Source organism: Paenibacillus sp. RC84 (assembly GCF_041260495.1).
Classification (GTDB): Bacteria; Bacillota; Bacilli; order Paenibacillales; family NBRC-103111; genus Paenibacillus_F.
Map to the genome: position 1 here is coordinate 420,948 of NZ_JBGBYL010000005.1, position 18,687 is coordinate 439,634.

Sequence of the window (18,687 nt, forward strand, 5' to 3'; positions counted from 1 at the left end):
GCGGGTCATCGGACAAGGATAGCCCGGCTAACTTTATAGAGCCTGACAAGGAGAGGATTGAAATGGCAATACCATCCGTACAATCATACCCGATGCCTACGGCGGAGGATTTACCCGTAAACCGGGTTTCCTGGACACCCGACCCGTCCCGGGCGGCGTTCCTTATTCACGATATGCAGCAGTATTTTATGGACTGCTTCGAACCGGGACAATCGCCCGGGGTTGAGCTGACGGAGCATATCCGGCTGCTCGCAAATCGCTGCAGAGAACTGGGTGTGCCGGTTATTTATTCGGCCCAGCCCGGTGCCCAGACACCCGAACAGCGCAGGCTGCTTCAAGATTTTTGGGGGTCCGGTATCGGCCCAGACCCTAGGGAACAGCAAATCATTGCGGAACTGGAACCGGGGGACAACGATATCCGGCTGACCAAATGGCGCTACAGCGCTTTTCAGAAAACGGATTTGGCCGAGCAGTTGAAAGCGATGGGACGGGACCAACTGATTATCGTCGGAATTTATGCCCATATCGGCTGTTTGATGACGGCCTGCGAGGCTTTTATGAGAGATATCGAGGCCTTTATGGTCAGTGACGCTCTCGCCGATTTTTCGCGGGAAAAACACGACCTGGCGCTGGAATACGCGGCCGAGCGCTGCGCGTTCACACTGACGACGGAGCAGCTGCTGGCGCAGTGGGCAAAAGAGACTCCGGAGGGTGTGAACCTCGGGCAGGCGGAAACGGGGACTGTTTCAAGCGCAGCCGTCTCCTTAAACGGCGCAGCCGCCGAGACCGCCGCGGCCGACGGCCCGACGGACGGGCCGGAAGCGACGGGCGCTCCCGACCCGTACGCGTTTGCTTTGTCGGCTCTGCGGCAGCAGGTTGCCGGGCTTTTGCGGGAGCGGCCGGATGCGATAGGAGACGAGGATAATCTGCCGGAATATTGGGGACTCGACTCCATCCGGATTATGACATTGGCCGAACGCTGGAGAAGCCTGGGGGCGTCCGTCACGTTCGCGGAGCTTGCCGAAGAACCGACGCTGCTTGCCTGGAGCAGACTGCTGGCTTCCAGAACCGTAACCTTCGTCCCGAACGGGGATTATTACGATGCGGCCGCAAGGGGGGAGCGTTGATGATAGAGAGCGCCCTCCGGCTGCCGCTTTCCGGCGCTCAGCAAGGAATCTGGTACGCCCATCAAATGGACGCACAGCGTTCCGTTTACAACACGGCGGAATGGCTGGAGATTCACGGAGACATAAACGAGGAACTACTGGAACAAGCGCTGCGGCTGACGGTGCAGGAAGCGAAGTGGCTGCACGCCCGTTTCGGCGAGGACGGCGACGGACCGTGGCAGGAGCTGGGACCCGAAACGGACTGGGCTCTGCTGAAAATAGACGTCAGCCGGATGAATCATCCTCATGCCGAGGCGGAAGCCTGGATGCGCCAGGATTTGCAGAAGCCCGTGGAACTCGCGGAAGGACCCTTGTTTACCCAGGCGCTGATCCGGCTGGCTTCCGACCGCTGGTGCTGGTATCAGCGCATTCATCATATACTGATCGACGCGTACGGCTATGCGCTGCTTCACCGGAGAGCGTCTCAGATTTATACCGCTCTCGCATCCGGCCGACCCGTTCCGCCGCATAATTTCGGTTCTCCCGAGCAAGTTCTCCGCGAGGAGGAAGCATACCGGGCATCGGGGCAGCACGGACAGGACCGGGCGTACTGGCTGGACAAGCTCGCGGACGCCCCCGACTCTTCCGTCATGGGCAGAGGCGGAAACAGCCCGGACGGCAGCCCTCTTCGGCAGTCTGGACGACTTGCTGCCGCGGCAAGCCGCGTGCTGACCGAATCCGCCGCCGAGGCCGGATGCAGCTGGGCGGAAGCGGTGCTGGCCGCCGCCGCCGCTTACGTGCACCGGATGACGGGCTCCGCGGATATCCGGCTCGGCCTTCCTTTGATGAACCGGCTGGGCAGCTCCGCCCTGAATGTACCCGGTATGGTCATGAACGTCCTGCCGCTGTGCCTGACCGTCAAGCCGGAAACGAGCTGGGGAGACTTGAGACAGCAAGTTGCGGCGGAACTGCGCAAACTCCGCAGGCATCAGCGCTACCGGCAGCATGATCTTGTAAGAGATCTGGGTTTGCTGGGCGAGAGGCGAAGGCTTTACGGGCCGATGATCAACATCATTCCGTTCGTTGAAACCCCTTCTTTCGCCTCGGCCGGAACGGTTCGGCACTCCATTTACGCAGGACCCGCCGACAATCTGTCTCTGCATATTTATGAAGCCTCGGACGGTGACGGCTTGCAGATCGATTTCGATGCGAATCCCGGCATTTACAGCGAGCAGGAACTTTCGGGCCACCGGCGCCGTTTCCTCAGCTTCCTCGAATCGGCCGCCTTCGCTAACCCGGATACGCCCGCCGGACTGCTGGACACCCTGCTGCCTTCGGAGAAGGACCTGCTCCTGAACCGCTGGATCGATACCGCTTGCGACGTGCCCGGAGATTCACCCGCGGAGCTGATCCGCCGGCGTGCGGAGCTTTCGCCCCATGCGGCTGCCGTTCTGTGCGGCGGACGGACGCTGACGTACGCGGAGCTGGACCGGCAGGCAGCGGTTCTTGGCGCGGAGCTTAGACGGCTCGGGATCGGGCCGGAGCGGCTCGTCGCGATTGCGCTCCCGCGGAGCGAGGCGGCCGTCGTTTCCATCCTGGCGGTTCTCCGGCTGGGAGCGGCCTATTTGCCGGTTGATCCGGACTATCCGGCGGAGCGCATCGCCTACATGCTGGACGATGCGCAGCCGGCCTGCCTCCTGACGGATACGGAGTCGATGCGTTCGCTGCCGGATACGGGGAACGTGTCCCTGCTGCTGATCGATCAACTGGGCAAGGGAGACCGCGCGGAAAGTCCCGGTTCCACTCCGGAAACCGGAGACCATGCAGATGCCGAATGTCATCCGCTGCGCCCGTCTCCGCTCCATCCCGCTTATGTGATTTATACCTCCGGCTCCACCGGCAGGCCGAAAGGCGTGCCCGTAACCTATGGCGGCCTCGCCAATCTGCTCGACGCCATGCAGAGGAAGTTCCGTCTTCAAGAAGGAGACAGCTTCTTATCGGTGACGACCATTGCTTTCGATATTTCCGTAATGGAGATTTTACTGCCGCTGATCGGAGGCGCTTGCCTGGATATCGCATCCCGGGAGCTGATTCTCGAGCCGGGAGCTCTAGCCCGCAGAATCCGGTCAACCGGAGCCTCCATCATGCAGGCGACGCCGACTTTGTGGCAGGCGCTCGTATCGGCGAGACCGGGAAGGCTCGATGGCCTGCGTGTCATTGCGGGAGGGGAAGCTTTGCCCCTGAGCCTCCAGCTTGCCCTGCAGGAACTTGGCTGCGAGGTGCACAACCAATACGGCCCGACGGAAACGGCCATCTATTCTACCGCGGCCGCACTTCCAGGGGGTTCGATGATCAAGCCTCCGATCGGTCCGCCGATCGCCAACACCCGGACGTATATCCTGGATGCCGGGCTCCAGCCCGTCCCTCCGGGAGCCGAAGGGGAACTGTACATCGCAGGCGCCGGAGTGGCCCGCGGTTATTTGAACAAACCCGTTCAAACGGCGGAGCGTTTTGTAGCCGATCCGTGGGGAGAACCGGGTTCGCGCATGTACCGCACGGGCGATCTGGCCCGCTGGCTTCCGGACGGAAGCATCGATTATCTGGGCCGGGCGGATCATCAGGTAAAATTACGCGGCTTCCGGATCGAACTCGGCGAAATCGAATCCCGTATCGCCGGACAGCCCGGCATAGCTCAAGCGGTTGTCGTGGTCAGGGAAGACAGGCCGGGGGAGCGGAGGCTCACCGCGTATGTCGTGCCCGAGGAGCTTCATGAACCGGATCATGCCCAATTGAAAAACCAGCTTCAGCAGGAGTTGCCTGAATATATGGTCCCGCTTGTCTGGGTTACCCTGGCGAGCCTTCCGCTGACGCCTAATAAAAAAGTCGACCGCAAGGCGCTGCCCGTTCCGCAAATGTCCGGCGCCGCAAAAGAAGATTCCGCACGGACGCCTCACGAGGAACTGCTTTGCCAGGTATTCGCGGAGGTGCTCGGCATGTCCTCGGTTGGCATCGACGACGACTTTTTCCGTCTGGGCGGGCATTCGCTTCTGGCCGGACGAGCGGTTCTGCGCATACGCGAAACGACGGGAATAGATGTGCGGTTGTCCGGCATATTCGAAGCGCCGACGGTTCGTGAACTTGCACAGCTGCTGGGCCGGAAGGGAACGCCTATCCCGCCGGTCGTTCCGGCCGCTCCGGGGGTCGCTGTCCCTCTATCGAGGGCCCAGAGACGCTTGTGGTTCTTATATCGCCTGGAGGGCCCGAGTTCCACCTACAACATCCCGCTGGTGTGCGCACTCTCCGGGAAGCTGGACCGTCAGGCGCTGAAGCAGGCCCTGCTCGACGTTGCCGGACGTCACGAGCCGCTGCGCACCGTATTTCCGGAAACGCCTGACGGCATGCCGCAGATCCGCATAATGGATCGCGAAGCAGCGGCCGATATGTTTGTGTTTCAGGTTGTTCCGGCAGCGGGCCTGGAGGGAGACGACTGGCAGGAAGCGCTCGACCGGGAAGTTCGTCACGGATTCGAGCTGTCTTCCGAGATCCCGCTGAAAGCGGTCCTTTTTGAACGGGATGAAGAGGAATACGTCCTGCTGCTCGTCGTGCATCATATCGCGGCAGACGGCTGGTCGCTCTCGGTTATCGCGTCGGATCTGTCCGCCGCCTATGCGGCCCGGATTGCAGGCCGTGACCCGTCATTCAGCGATACTCCGGTCCGGTACGGCGATTTTACACTGTGGCAGGAAAAGCTGCTGGAAGAAGAAGGGGAGCCGCAGAGTCTGATGGGAAGCCAGCTGGCGTACTGGAAAGAGGTGCTGCGGGGTCTGCCCGAGGAGCTGCCGCTGCCGGCCGACCATCCGCGCCCGTCCGTGTCCGGACAAGCCGGGGGTGTGATTCCGTTCCGGATCGGCGAAGAATTGCATGCGCAGCTGCTCGAACTGGCGGCCGAAGGGAAAGCCAGCTTGTTCATGGTGCTGCATGCGGCGCTGGCGGCGCTGCTGTCCCGGTTGGGCGGCGGCGAGGATATTCCGGTCGGAAGTCCCGCCGCGGGCCGGCCGGACGAAGCGACCGGATCGCTCGTGGGCATGTTTATCAACACGCTCGTGCTCCGGGCGGATCTTTCCGGACAGCCCACGTTCCGCGAGCTGCTCGCACGTGTCCGGCAGACGGATCTGAGCGCCTACGAGAATCAGGAGCTGCCGTTCGAGCGGCTGGTCGAGGCGCTGAGCCCGGCACGGTCCCGTTCGCGGCATCCGTTGTTTCAGATTATGCTAGTGCTGCAAAATACGCCGGCCACAAGGCTGGATCTGCCGGGAATCGTCTCGAAGCTGGAGCTGCGGGGGACAGGTTCATCGAAGTTCGATCTTACATTCGAACTTACAGAACACCGGCGCTCGGACGGAGAACCATGCGGCATAGAAGGTTTGCTGGAATACAGCGTGGATTTGTACCTGCCGCACACGGCTGAAGCATTTACCAGGCGGTTCCTGAAGCTGCTGGAACAAGCTGCGGCGCAGCCCGATCAGCCGGTCGGCCGCATAAGCGTGCTGCTGGAGGAAGAGAGGCTTGCGCTCACGGCCAAGCCGAAACCGGAGGCTGCCGAGCAAACGACCGCAGGCGGCAAGCTGTCCGCCACCGGACGCACCCTCACGGAGCTGTTCGAAGGGCAGGCGGTACTCCGGCCGGATGCTCCCGCTGTCGTGTACGGCACGCAGACGCTGAGCTATCGGCAGCTCAACGAACGGGCCAACCGGATCGCCCGCCTCTTGATGGAGGAGGGAGCCGGACCCGAGCAGTTCGTAGCCCTGGCTCTGCCGAGATCGGCGGATCTTCCGGCCGCCGTACTGGGCGTGCTGAAAACGGGAGCGGCTTATCTGCCCCTCGATCCCGATTATCCGGCCGACAGGCTGGCTTACATGCTGGAAGATGCGGGACCTTCGATTCTTGTTATTTCGGCGGACGCCGCTGCAGGTCTGCCGGAACGAAGCGGCCTGAAAGTCGTGGTACTGGGCGATTTTTACTGCGAGGAGCGCCTGCGGCAGCTGCCGGTTTCTGATCCCGAACCGGCTCTGCGTGCAGGAAGACATAACGCTCTCCATCCCGCGTATCTCATTTATACGTCAGGTTCGACGGGCCGCCCCAAAGGGGTCGTTATTCCTCATGAAAATGTGATCCGGCTGATGGAATCGACAGAGGAATGGTTCAGCTTCGATGAGACGGACACCTGGACGCTGTTCCACTCGTACGCCTTCGACTTCTCCGTATGGGAGCTATGGGGCGCACTGTTGTATGGAGGGAAGCTCGTCGTCGTGCCGTTCTCCGTAAGCCGGTCGCCTTCCGAATTCCTGGGTCTGCTGGAAGAGCAGGGCGTTACGGTGCTCAATCAGACGCCTTCCGCTTTCTATCAGCTGATTCAGGCGGACCGGGAGCAGTCAGAGAGAGCTTCTGCTCTTTCGCTCAAGCATGTCATTTTCGGAGGGGAAGCGCTCGATCCCGGAAAACTGAAGGAGTGGTACAGCCGCCATCCGGATCATTTCCCGAGACTCGTCAATATGTACGGCATAACGGAGACAACCGTGCATGTGAGTTACTATCCGTTAGACCGCCGCAGCGCGGAGGCGGGGTCCGGCAGCGTGATCGGCGTACCGATTCCCGACCTGGACGTATACGTGCTGGACGATAACCTGGAGCCTGTTCCCTTCGGCGTGAGCGGGGAGATGTACGTGTCCGGAGCGGGACTTGCAAGAGGCTACTGGCAAAAGCCGGAGCTGTCCGCTCAGCGTTTTGTCGCCGATCCGTTCGGTACTCGGGGAAGCCGGATGTACCGGACGGGGGATCTTGCCAAGAGATTCGCCGACGGCTCTCTGGAGTACTTGGGCCGGGCCGACCAGCAGGTGAAGCTGCGCGGCTTCCGGATCGAGCCGGGCGAAATCGAAGCCGTGCTGGAGAAGCACCCGGCGGTTGCGCAGGCGGCCGTCGTCCTGCGGGAGGATCAGCCGGGTGACAAACGGCTGGCGGCGTATATCGTTCCCGCTCCGTCCGGCGAAGTGCCGGACACGGGTATGATCCGCCTGCACGCCTCCGCGGCGCTGCCGGATCATATGGTCCCTTCCGGCATCGTCGTGCTGGACAGTCTGCCGCTGACCGTTAACGGCAAACTCGACCGCAAAGCGCTGCCGGCACCCGTCTACGCTTCCGCAAACGGAAGCCGGAGTCCCCGGACGCCGCAGGAAGAAGTGCTGTGCGGACTGTTCGCGGAAACGCTCGGCCTGGAGGATGTCGGGATCGACGACGGATTTTTCGAACTGGGCGGGCATTCGATGCTGGCCGTCCGTCTCATGAGCCGGATACGGGAGGTATGGGGCAAAGATCCCGGTATCGGTCTTCTGTTCGAAACGCCTACAGTGGCCGGACTTGCCGCGAGGCTTGAAGAGGATACGGGTGACGGGGCGCTGGAGATGCTGCTGCCGCTGCGGTCCAACGGTTCCGGCGCACCGCTGTTCTGCGTGCATCCGGCCGGAGGACTCAGCTGGTGCTACGCCGGCTTGATGAAACATCTGAATCCGGACGTTCCGATCTACGGGCTGCAGGCGAGAGGCATAGCCGGTCCCGACCGGCTTCCGCAGACGCTGGGCGAGATGACGGAGGATTACATCCGCTGCATCCGAACCGTCCAGCCGGCGGGTCCGTACCGCCTGCTCGGATGGTCGCTGGGAGGCAACGTGGCTCACGCCATGGCGGTGCAGCTTCAGAAGGAAGGCGAATCCGTCGAGTTTCTGGCCATGCTGGACGCCTATCCGAGCCACTACCTGCCGCTGCGGGGAGAGCCGGATGAAGAAGAGGCGCTGACTGCTCTGCTCGCTCTCGGCGGGTACGACCCCGACAGCATCGGAGACGAGCCGCTGACGATGGAAACCGCGATTGAGATTTTGCGCGGAGACAACAGCGCGCTGGCTTCGCTGAGTGTCGAGACGATCCGCCAGCTGCGTGTAACCTACGAAAACTCGGTCAAAATTTTGGCGGCCTATGTGCCGGAGAAATACGAGGGCGATCTTCTGTTTTTCCATTCGACGATCATTCCGGACTGGTTCGATCCTATCGATCCCGATATGTGGATTCCTTATGTGGGAGGACAAATCGAGCGTCACGATATCGAATGCCGGCACAAAGATTTGTGCCAACCGGGACCGTTGTCCATCATCGGCCGTATGCTGGCCGGAAAGCTGTCATCCGCAAACATGAAGGAAGGGGAGGGAAGTTTCCATGGGCAATCCGTTTGACGATCAGAGCGGTTCCTTCCGGGTTCTTGTCAACGTCGAAGGGCAGTATTCGCTTTGGCCCGCTTTTATCCGGACACCGGACGGCTGGACGGCCGTTCTGGAGGAAGGCACGCACCAGGAATGTCTCGACTATATCGAGAGCAGTTGGACCGATATGAGGCCGGCCAGTCTGCGGGAGTAACGAGAAAGAGCATCCGATGGAAGCGGAGTTTTCCGAACCGCTAGGGACCCTCTTGACTTCGCTTATCCTAAAAAGCGCGAATGCAAATAAAGGAAGACGGTACCGGGTAATATTGCCCGGATACCGTCTTTTTTATCTCTCCTCCATGGAAAAGAACCGTTGTTACATATAGCGCTGCGCTGTATCTTACCGACGCAGAACGGGCGTAGTCGCAAAGCGGCGGAGGGTCTGGTCGGGAGAGCAGACAGCGGCAAAACAGCGCTGTCTTCCCAAATCCTTCTAAGCGGAAAAACCGCTCTTGCCAGAAGAGCGGCCCGGTTAAACCTATGCGATGGAGAGGGGGCAGATGGATGAAGAAGAGATACAGTAAGGGGGAGAGCCTAAACAGGTGTCTCTTCCGGCCCGATCTTTTACTTGCCGGTCTTGACTAACCACTCCGCTAATTCTTCGGTCTGGGAAAGTACGGCAAGCGGGTCGTAGTACCAGGAACGTTCTTCCGGCCACACGTACAGTTTTCCGTTCTTGACGGCAGGCAGCGTGCTCCAAACCGGATCGGTGCGGAAGTCTTCGGCGGTTTTGTTGTTAGCGGTCACGATGATGTAATCTCCCGCATAACGTCCCAGCATTTCGGCCGAGATTTCGGCCCACTGTTTTTTCATGAGTTCGTCGGAGATTTCGGCAGGGGGTTTTCGGCCCAGAGCCTGGTACACCGGCTGACCTCCGCGTCCGAAATTATCCCCGTAAACCCATATGTTTTTATCCGAGCTTTCCATGATGGAAAAAGAAGCATCGGCAGGCAGGACGGCATCGACTTTGGACTTGGCCGCGGCGATGCGCCGGTCGTAATCCGCAAGCCATGACTTGGCTTCGGTTTCTTTGCCGAGCAAGGTGCCGAAGTATTCCAGTTCCTCGCGCGCGTTTTTCAATGTGCCGTACGGTATGACCAGGGTCGGTGCGATTTTGCTGAGCTGTTCGTAAGTCTCGGCGTTCCCGGTAATGATGAGATCGGGCTCCAGCCCGGCTATACGCTCTACGGAAGGTTTTCCGTAAGTTCCCGTATCCGCAACTCCGTTCAACGCTTTTTTGTAATAATAATTGTTCAGGGTTAATCCCGGCGCTCCGGCGGGTATGACATTAAGGGCGATCAAGCTGCCCAGATATTCCTCTGCGACGATCCGCTGCGGATGGGCGGGAATTTGAATCTCCCCTTTGACAGTGGAGACCTTTTTGAATTTTTCTTCTTTCGTTGTACCGGTTCCATTCCCGCTCACATCCGAAGCTTGTACGTTCATTGTGCCGGACACGGTATTGCCGGCAGCCGAGTCCTCGCGTCCGCCGCAGCCGGATAGAATAACGGCCGCGAGCAGAAGGAAGGCAGTTGCTGCCGCCTGCAAACGGTATCGGGCGAATCGCTGATGAGAAAACATGGGTTGTCCTCCTAAATAAAAATGATAATCATTCTCATTAAATGTACAGCGGAAAGATCCCAAGAACGATACACATACATGATATCCGATCATGTAAATTTGTGATCCGGCGTCAATACGTTCATTAAAACGCGCAGCTGTTCCAGCGAGGAGAGCGGATCGAAGCCGAAGAACAGCTCCGGTTGATCCAGCAGGTAAACCCTGCGCCGGCGGACGGCATCGAGCGCCAGCCATTCCGGCGACCGGAACAGCCGCATCAGACGCTGCCGTCCATGAGAATCGCAGGGCAGCGAGGTAATAAAAATATGATCGGCGGCATATTGCACGATAGCTTCCACAGAGGTCTCCACGTACCCGCGCCACGATAAGCCCTGCTCGAGCATCCGCTCAGGCGGACGAAACCCGATGTCGTCATACAAAATCTGGCAGCTCCTGCCGTGACTGCTTCCGAAGCCGTAAGCCTTGTCCGGGCCGATTTCCCAGACGGCCGCCGTACCCCGGCTTCCAAGCTGCCGGTCCAGCTGCCGGTTAATCGGAATGAGCCGCTTGTCGTAGAGCGCCAGCCATTCTTCTGCCTCCCGGCGTTTGTTTACGATGTCGGCGATCATCCGGAACTGTTCCCGCCAGCTCATCGTTTTGAAAGGCAGTTCCAGCACCGGGGCAAGCGGAAGAAGGGACCTATTTTCTTCTTCCGTATCATAGCTGATAATGATGTCCGGACGGGCGGCGGCAACCGCTTCGTAAAAACTGGAGGAAGTACGGCCGTAAGGGTTGAATTTCTGCCCCTCCGGTATTTCGGGACCCCCCGCGATTTTCTCGGTCCAGCCTGTGTAAACGCCAAGCTCGGGAGTAATCCCCAGCGCAGTCAGAATAGCTGTATAGTTTTGATTAAGCGCGGCGATCCGCTTGGACTTCCCCCGGTAAACGGTAGGGGAAACGCCTACCGATTCTTTAAATTTACGGCTTAAATACGCGCCTTCTTTATACCCTATCTCGTGAGCGAGCGTATTCAAGTCCGGCGAACCGGTCAAAATCCGCTTCTGGGCGCCGCGAATCCGCAGCAGCGTCAAATATTCGTTGAAAGTTCGCCCGGTATACTTACGGAAGGCGCGGGAAAAGTGCTCCGGGCTCACATTCGCTCTTTCGGCCAGCTGATCCCGCGTAAGGTCCTCGACAAAGTGCGCTTCCATGAAACTAACGCTCTGCTTCAGCCAGGAGCGGCCGGTCCTCTCCCTGGAAGCCAGCTCTTCGTAGAGCCCGTTCATCAATTCGGTGAACAGCTGCTGTATCCGGAAAGGACCGCCCAGCTTGGGCGCGCGCCATAGTTTTTGCAGCTCGCCGGCCTGTCTCAAGAGCTTTTCCGGGCAACCGTGCAGAGGTTCGGGACATTGCAAGACACCGGTGTCCGGGTCTGCCGTGCCCAAGCGCCGGTACTCGATAAGCACACCCTTCAGCAAGCCGTGAGATGTCACGTCCAGCTTCTGAAAATCGTCGCAAAGATATATGCTTCCTCGGGAAACTTCGTACGGTTCTTCATGTATGCGCAGCACACCGCTTCCGCCAAGAACGACGAAAATCCGGGAACAACCCGTGCGTTCGCTGCGGCCAAGCTCTTTAACTTGGCTGTCCACTTCGGTAATACGAAAGGGGATATAAAAGAGATGAGCCGTAGAAACCGGCTCTGTATGGGGGCTGGAGATATCGGTCATGGCGATGATTTTCTCTCCTTCAGTGATAATGATTATCAATTATAGGTTTAGTATAGCAAAAGATTGACGATGAGGGCAGACCTAACCATCTTTTTGAAAAAGCTCTTTCCCGGCTGACGTGAAAAGTGGACACCCGGTCCGCTCGGTTACGAACTCCGTGCTGCCGCTTGCCAAAACGAAAACGATACGTTATAGTGGTTTTGATTAGATTATCTAACTAACAGGAACGATGAAGGCTGCACCGGGAAAGATCGAACAACGAAAAGGCGGATAACGGAGAAGGGAGGTGCATGACCGTGAACAGAAAACCCGCCAAGGAATATACGACCGAACAGCAGCTGCCGAGACTGGGGACGAAGCCTTACCTGGATTTGCTGGAACGGACCGCGAATTCCGATACGGACCGCGATTCCGCGCTTACCGGCCTCCTTATGCTCTGGCTGGGGGACAGTGTGTTGGATGTGATGGATATTCATTTGTCCGATTATGACATCACGGAGAGCAAGATGGATATTCTGCTGCTGATCTCCCTTCATCAAGACAAAGAGCTCGTTACCCCTTCTTCCATAGCGGACCGGCTCGGAATACGCCGCTCCTCGGTGACGTCTTTATTGAACTGGCTCGACAAGAGAGACCTGATCATCCGCGAGCCGTACAGCAAAGACGGGCGAATGACACATATCCGGCTTAGTCCCGAAGGGAGCGAGTTGGTTAAGCGGGTGCTGCCCGAATTCTGGTCCACCTGCGCGTCCCTCGTCGAGGAATTGGATAAAGAGGAGCAGGAGCTGTTTAATAGGATGCTCGTTAAGCTTAACAGAGGCATAGAAAAACGGCTCGGAACCGGCAGATAATTTTTTTGATCATGTAGTTAGATAATCTAATCATATATCTGTTTTAAATCCAATCAACTTGAGGTGAAAGTATGAGTAATCAAACCCATCTTACGAATGCTTCTGTCATGCGCAGAAACTATTCTCTTATGACCGTGATTTTGTGCTGGTCCGGTCTGGCGGTCATGTCCAGTCTGTATGTGACAATTCCCTTGATATCGGTTTTTGCCAGGCTGTATGACATAACGTTGACAGAGGCGGCCGCTTCGGGAAGCACGTTTTCGATCGGCTTTGCTCTCGGGTGCCTCATATATGGCGCTCTGTCCGATAAATACGGGCGAAAGAAGGTTATTTTTACCGGTCTTCTTGTTCTGATGCTTATTTCGCTCCTGCTGGGCACTGTCCATACTTTTGCGTGGATCGTAGTTCTCAGAGGACTTCAAGGAGCGGCGGCGGCCACTTTTTCTCCGGTAGCGCTTGCCTATGCCGTGGAAATGTATCCGGCGGAAAAACGCGTGACGACCATCGGTTTTATCAGTACGGGATTTTTGACAGCCGGAATCGTGGGACAGGTGCTCAGCAGTCTGATCAGCGAGCAGTACGGATGGAACGCGGTCTTTTATGTGCTTGCCGGTGTTTACGCGCTGACTGCGGTTCTGGTTTATGTATTTCTTCCAAAAGGAGGCACCCAGCAGGCTCACGCGAATATTTGGGAGCCGATCAAACAGATCGGGCAAGTTTTTGTCCGCAAGCAGCTCGTGCTCAGTTATGTGGTCGCTTTCGTTCTGCTCATGTCTTTTGTGAACATGTATACGGTGCTGGGCAGTTATTTAAGCGGAGCTCCCTTCGGTCTGGATAAACAGGGAGTTTTGGTTGTCCGGTCCATCGGAATCGCGGCCATGCTTCTTTCGCCGTTTGCCGGACGTGTCTCGAAACGCTTCGGAATACACATGACACTGCGGGGGTCTCTGGCGCTGGCGGCAGCCGGATTGGCTTCGATGGGGCTGATCTCCAGTCTGCCGGTTCTCGTTGCGGTAAGTCTCGTATTCGTGGCGAGCATCGCGCTGGCGGTTCCTTCACTCGTCTCTCTCGTCGGCCAGTTGGGCGGTAAACTGCGCGGAATAGCGGTGTCCGTCTATACGTTCGTTTTGTTTGCGGGAACGAGCTTCGGTCCGGTGTTGTCGCTTTCTTTTATGAAAAGCTTCAGCTGTCCCGTTACGTTCCTTCTGCTCGCTTCCATTTTGTGCATAGGTTTGGCTGCTGCCTGTCTGATTGGCCGGGAGGAGCCTTTGGAAATTAAAAAATCGCGGTAAGGGAACGCGTCGGCTTGTGCCGGGAGGTTTTTAACAACGCGCCTTCAACAAACACCGGGAAATGAAAAGGGAGCCATCTGTCCGTATGAGCGAACGGGTGGCCTTTTTTTGTCCGCCGGATGCAAATAAATGTAAATAAGCTTCTGGTAACGGCGGCATAGATTGTGCTACGATTTCATCTAGAACGGAGTGAAGGTATGGAGAAAACCAGAGAGAAAACCAGAGAGAAGACCAGAGAGAAGACCAGATTATTGATCATCGAAGATGAAGAGGCTATTGCGGATTTGCTTGCTTACGGGCTGAACCGGGAAGGGTTTGAGGCTTTCACCGCCCATTCGGCGGCGGAAGGCTTACTCAAGATCGGCCAGGTACGGCCCGATCTGCTTCTGCTTGACTGGATGCTGCCGGATTTGAGCGGGCTCGAAGTATGCAGACAGGTCACGGCCGCCTATAAAATCCCGATCATTATGATTACGGCCAAATCGGATATTACTGACAAGATTCAAGGGCTTGAATACGGGGCGGACGACTATATGACAAAACCGTTCGATTTGCGCGAGGTGGCTGTCCGCATCCGGACGGTGCTGAGGAGAGTCAGCCAAGCGAACGTAACGCCGGAAGCGCAGGCGGGTGCCGTGATCCGGTTCAGGGACATCGAAATCGTCGAGCACGAAAGAATCGTCACAATCGGCGACGAGGCTGTCGATCTGACACCGAAAGAATTCGATCTTCTTCTCACGCTGTGCAAGTACAAAGGCAAGATTTTCACCCGGACGGAACTGCTGGATTTCGTATGGGGCTACGATTATACCGGAGATACGAGAACGGTGGACATCCATATTCAACGGCTGCGCAAAAAATTGGGAGCGAGCGATCTGATCGTGACGGTGTTCGGGGTGGGATACAAATTTGAAAAACAGGTGGATTAACGGCATGTTCTCGACCATCAGAGCCAAATTTCTGATCGGGCTGTTCGCGATCTTTTCCGTTTCTTTTCTGCTGCTGAATCATTTCGTCGTCCGGATTATTGAAACCAGTAATGAAAAGATCATTACCCAAGACTTGATCCAGCTCAAAAACAACAGCAGCATTTACGTCAAACAAGCATTTCTGATTAACCATTTCAACACGGATGACATGTACTTCCAGCAGATGGCGGAGGAAATGGTCCGGGATCTGAACCATGTCACCTCCAGCGATACAAGCGCCTATTCGGTTGCGGGAGATCTGATCTTCGCTTCGAATGAAGCGAAGTTTTTGTCTGCGAACGCGGACGATCTTCAGTATGCGCTGGACGGAAAAACAGCCTACCGGATTCAATACACGGACGAGAAGGCGGAAGTGTTTTATGCCTATCCGGTTATTGTCGAAGGCAAGAAAGTCGGCATTCTGCGGTTCGGCAAAGATTTTTCATTGCTGTACGAACAAAGAAAACACATTCTGGACGTTTTCTCTTCCGTGACGATCGCCATTTTTATTGCGGCGTTTGTTTTTTCCTATCTGCTGTCCAGAAACATTACGATTCCCCTCATCAAGCTCACTAAAGCGTCTTCGGAAGTAACGAACGGCAACCTGAATATCAAGATCGGTTTCCGCAGAAAAGACGAAATCGGGCAGCTTGCGCACAACTTCGGCAATATGATCGTGCAGATCAAGAAACAAATTCAGCGGATCAAGAAGGATCGTGACCGATTGGAAGAACTGAACCGGCATCGGAAGCAATTTTTCGATCATGTCACGCACGAACTGAAAACGCCTCTTACTTCAATCATCGGGTACGCCGAGCTTATCCGTGAAGTAGGCAGCCGGGACGAAGCTTTTTTTGCCAAAGGAATGAATCATATCGTGAGTGAAAGCAAACGGCTGCACGAAATGGTGCTTCAACTGCTCACCCTATCCAGGGAAACCGGCGGACAGGATGCGGCGGAAACGATCGAACCGGGCCTTATTCTGCGTGACGTATGTGACGGAATGCTGCTGAAAGCCCAGAAGTACAACAAATTCATTCATTGTGAGGCGGACGAAAACCTGTCCCTGGTCGCGGACCCGGCTAAAATCAGGCAGCTTTACATCAATATTATCGACAACGCGATCAAATACGGCCGGTCTCCGTCCACGGTTCATGTCAAAGCCGAGAAACTGCCGGGATTCGTCCGGATTTCCGTGAAGAACGAGGGGGAAACGATCCCGTCCGGAGAATTGGCTAAAATTTTCGAGCCGTTCTACCGGGTAAGCGGACCGGCCGACGGGGAAGCCGGCAGCAGCGGTCTGGGTCTGAGCATCAGCAAAGCGATTGTAGACGGGCTCGGCGGTACGATCGGGATAAGGAGCGCCGAACAGGTGACGGCGGTCCTCATCGAATTGCCTTACGAGGCGGCCGGGGAGGGGGAAGCAGGATGACAAGACGATCTATGCTGAGCTTGCCGCTTCTTTTGGCGGCATTAGCTATGCCGGCCGGCTGCGCGGGTTTGCCGAAGGCGAAAACCATCGTGATGGGAGATACTGCGGTAGACGCGCAACCGGAAGAGGAAAGCACCGATTTTGAAACGAACAAAATTTACAAACTCTCCTTGCCCGGAAACAAGGCGGTGGATGTATGGGGATGGATGTCTTCCCGACTTCTGCTCGGTTCTTACAAAAATCAGGAGACGAAACCGGATATCCAACTGGTGGATTACCGGAATTTGTCCGCCGTGAGTTTGACCCCGCTTGCGGGGGATGCGCAGACCGGGAAACCTTCACCCGACGGGAAGTATATGGCCTATACGGGCCAGTCCTCTACCGGGGAGACTTTGTATATACTCGATCTAAACACGTCGCAAAGCTTCGCCCCCGGGATACCGGATAAAGGGAAAGGGATTACCAGCGCCATGACTTGGTCCAACAACGGCCGGTACTTGTCTTTTACGGTGAAAAGCAGAGAGTACGGGACCGAATCCATTGTCGTATATGACATGAATAGCCGGACATCGCAGGAAATTCCTCTGCCGAGATGGCAGGAAAACAGCGAGGCGCCCGCTCCACGGGTGTTGAAACGCGATAGCAAATATACGGTGATTTCGGTTAAATTTGCGGACGACGGCAGCACGGCCCTGATGGGGCGGATAGGCGAAGATGGTTCGTATGTTACTCTCGGAGCGGTAACAGAGGATAAATGGACCCGCAAGTTCGAACATTCGGCCAGTGAGCGGCAGTTTGATTATGTGAACGACAGCCAAATTATTTTCCTCGACGCCAAAAACACACTGACGCTTTACGACGAGCGCGATGAGAATACGGTCGCACTGTCTGCGGGGGTCAGCACTTTCCGCCTGTCCGGCGATAATAAAACGATCGCCTACGCAAAGGACGAAGAGTCTCTCTACGTCGCAAAGCTGCAGGGCCATAACATGATCAAGGAGAAATTGGTCTACAAAGGTCTTGTATTGTCCCAAATGGACTGGAGTCCCGATAATAAGAAAATTTTGATAACGGGCTGGAAGTCTTACGACAGAGCCCCTGCTACCGGCAATCCGGAACAAACTCCGCTTGTGATCGAATTCAAATAGAATCAGCTTCTCCCAATATGGAGCGCCAAAGAAACGTACCTCCTTCGCGGACAAATTCGTGGTGATATACACAAGAAAAGCACCTTTCCAAATGCTACGCTAGCATGAGGGAGAGGTGCTTATTTCACGGAAAATTTTGTCCTATTTTCATTTCATTTCATTTTATTAGAGTATGCAAATTGGGCGGGGACAACGAACTCTTTTACGTTGACAACAGTAAGTCCGTCGTTAGCTTTCATATCGCCGGGTCCTTTTATCCATTTTATCACTGTTTTCTTAAGGCGATGATTTCTTCCTCAGACAGCCCGGAGGACTTAGCTATGACAGCTGTATCCACCCCATGCTTGAGAAGCTCCAGAGCCATCTGGATCGCTTTCCTTTTCTCGCCGCGAGCTTCCCCTTCAGCCAGAGCCCCTTCAATCATAGAAGCTTCATCATGCAGATACTTTTGCCTGTCTTCATACAATCGGCGTGCCTCGGCATCCTGACTAAGAAATTCCAATGTGTCCATTGCTTTTTTCAATACAGGCTCGTTCATCGTCAGCACCTCCCAATTGGATTTATCGACACCTTTTAAGAAAAGTAACCAATTGACTAATCCACCACTCTCAAATTTTATAGAATAGACAGGAAACAAAAAACACCCAAACAGGGTGCTAAGTAAATTTATCTTAAGATTAATTTTCGATTACAATACGGTTTAATTTGAGATTGACCAAATTTGCAATTGAATCACCAACAGGGCAAGTTTCTTCTAAAAATTGAATAAATTCTTCAACTCGTTCTCTGGGTGCGTCTGTTTTGATATAAAAAGTATAACGAATGTCAGAATAGCCTGGACGAACATCGGATTTTTTAAAGAACCCATCCAAATCCAGATCCCCTTCCACCTCAACTCGAAAGTCTTCAAGATTGATATCAAACTTTTTCGCATAAACTCGGGCTACTATTGACTGACAGGCACCTAACGAACCTAGGAGCGCTTCAACTGGATTCATCCCAGTGTCCGTTCCTCCCAGACTTTTAGGTTCGTCAATAGTAAACTCAAAATTTCTTGAACTAACTTTTACAACAACACCTTCTTGCAAGTGTGCTGATGCCTTAAATGTTGTAGTAGCTATTTTACTCACTCCTTTGGATTAAATAGATTCAAGATAACAATACCATATAATTCCGACCTTATGGTCCGGTTCGTGTTTTATTTATGACTGCAAAAAGCACAATACCCCGCTTTCCAAGATAACTGGAGGAGATTACATCTAAATGGATCGAAACAGAGCAGTTCGCCTATTA

11 protein-coding genes and 1 pseudogene are annotated in these 18,687 nt (G+C 55.8%); 8 read left to right on the top strand and 4 right to left on the bottom strand.

Going from position 1 to position 18,687, the window contains the following annotated elements:
• The first annotated feature begins 62 nt into the window (after positions 1 to 62).
• From ABH899_RS14485 to ABH899_RS14495, 3 genes are read left to right on the top strand one after another with little or no spacing between them, the layout of a single operon-like run.
• Positions 63 to 1,127, top strand: a complete 1,065-nt coding sequence (locus ABH899_RS14485; RefSeq protein WP_369997325.1) for an isochorismatase family protein — start codon at positions 63 to 65, stop codon at positions 1,125 to 1,127.
• Positions 1,127 to 8,386 carry an amino acid adenylation domain-containing protein gene (locus ABH899_RS14490; RefSeq protein WP_369997328.1) on the top strand — a complete coding sequence of 2,420 codons (7,260 nt, stop codon included), beginning with the start codon at positions 1,127 to 1,129 and terminating at the stop codon, positions 8,384 to 8,386. Before ABH899_RS14485 ends, ABH899_RS14490 begins: the two co-directional genes overlap by 1 nt.
• Positions 8,370 to 8,567, top strand: coding sequence for an MbtH family protein (locus ABH899_RS14495; protein WP_009676635.1), 198 nt, complete (start codon positions 8,370 to 8,372; stop codon positions 8,565 to 8,567). Before ABH899_RS14490 ends, ABH899_RS14495 begins: the two co-directional genes overlap by 17 nt.
• A 410-nt stretch (positions 8,568 to 8,977) precedes the next feature.
• Here ABH899_RS14495 and ABH899_RS14500 read toward each other — a convergent pair whose 3' ends face one another.
• Positions 8,978 to 9,994 carry an ABC transporter substrate-binding protein gene (locus tag ABH899_RS14500; RefSeq protein ID WP_369997331.1) on the bottom strand — a complete coding sequence of 339 codons (1,017 nt, stop codon included), beginning with the start codon at positions 9,992 to 9,994 and terminating at the stop codon, positions 8,978 to 8,980.
• 89 nt (positions 9,995 to 10,083) lie between these two features.
• Positions 10,084 to 11,703 (bottom strand): ABC transporter substrate-binding protein, encoded by a 1,620-nt coding sequence (locus ABH899_RS14505; protein ID WP_369997334.1) that lies wholly within the window; start codon positions 11,701 to 11,703, stop codon positions 10,084 to 10,086.
• A gap of 290 nt (positions 11,704 to 11,993) precedes the next feature.
• Here ABH899_RS14505 and ABH899_RS14510 point away from each other — a divergent pair, with 290 nt between their 5' ends.
• From ABH899_RS14510 to ABH899_RS14530, 5 genes are all read left to right on the top strand, one after another.
• The gene (locus ABH899_RS14510; RefSeq protein WP_218228798.1) at positions 11,994 to 12,554 is read left to right on the top strand and encodes a MarR family winged helix-turn-helix transcriptional regulator; all 561 of its coding nucleotides are present in this window, start codon (positions 11,994 to 11,996) and stop codon (positions 12,552 to 12,554) included.
• 71 nt (positions 12,555 to 12,625) lie between these two features.
• Positions 12,626 to 13,846 (top strand): MFS transporter, encoded by a 1,221-nt coding sequence (locus ABH899_RS14515; RefSeq protein WP_369997337.1) that lies wholly within the window; start codon positions 12,626 to 12,628, stop codon positions 13,844 to 13,846.
• Positions 13,847 to 14,043: 197 nt separating this feature from the next.
• Complete coding sequence (locus ABH899_RS14520) at positions 14,044 to 14,775, top strand: response regulator transcription factor (protein WP_369997340.1); 732 nt, start codon at positions 14,044 to 14,046, stop codon at positions 14,773 to 14,775.
• A 4-nt stretch (positions 14,776 to 14,779) separates the two neighbouring features.
• Positions 14,780 to 16,246, top strand: a complete 1,467-nt coding sequence (locus ABH899_RS14525) for a sensor histidine kinase (RefSeq protein WP_369997433.1) — start codon at positions 14,780 to 14,782, stop codon at positions 16,244 to 16,246.
• Positions 16,243 to 17,394: a TolB family protein gene (locus tag ABH899_RS14530; RefSeq protein ID WP_369997343.1), complete on the top strand. Its 1,152-nt coding sequence runs from the start codon at positions 16,243 to 16,245 to the stop codon at positions 17,392 to 17,394. Before ABH899_RS14525 ends, ABH899_RS14530 begins: the two co-directional genes overlap by 4 nt.
• Positions 17,395 to 17,659: 265 nt before the next feature.
• On the opposite strand, the pseudogene ABH899_RS14535 reads toward ABH899_RS14530, so the two are convergent.
• A pseudogene (locus tag ABH899_RS14535) lies at positions 17,660 to 18,001 on the bottom strand (Rpn family recombination-promoting nuclease/putative transposase); the annotation flags it as partial.
• 70 nt (positions 18,002 to 18,071) lie between these two features.
• Positions 18,072 to 18,515: an OsmC family protein gene (locus tag ABH899_RS14540; RefSeq protein ID WP_036739767.1), complete on the bottom strand. Its 444-nt coding sequence runs from the start codon at positions 18,513 to 18,515 to the stop codon at positions 18,072 to 18,074.
• Positions 18,516 to 18,687 lie beyond the last annotated feature (172 nt).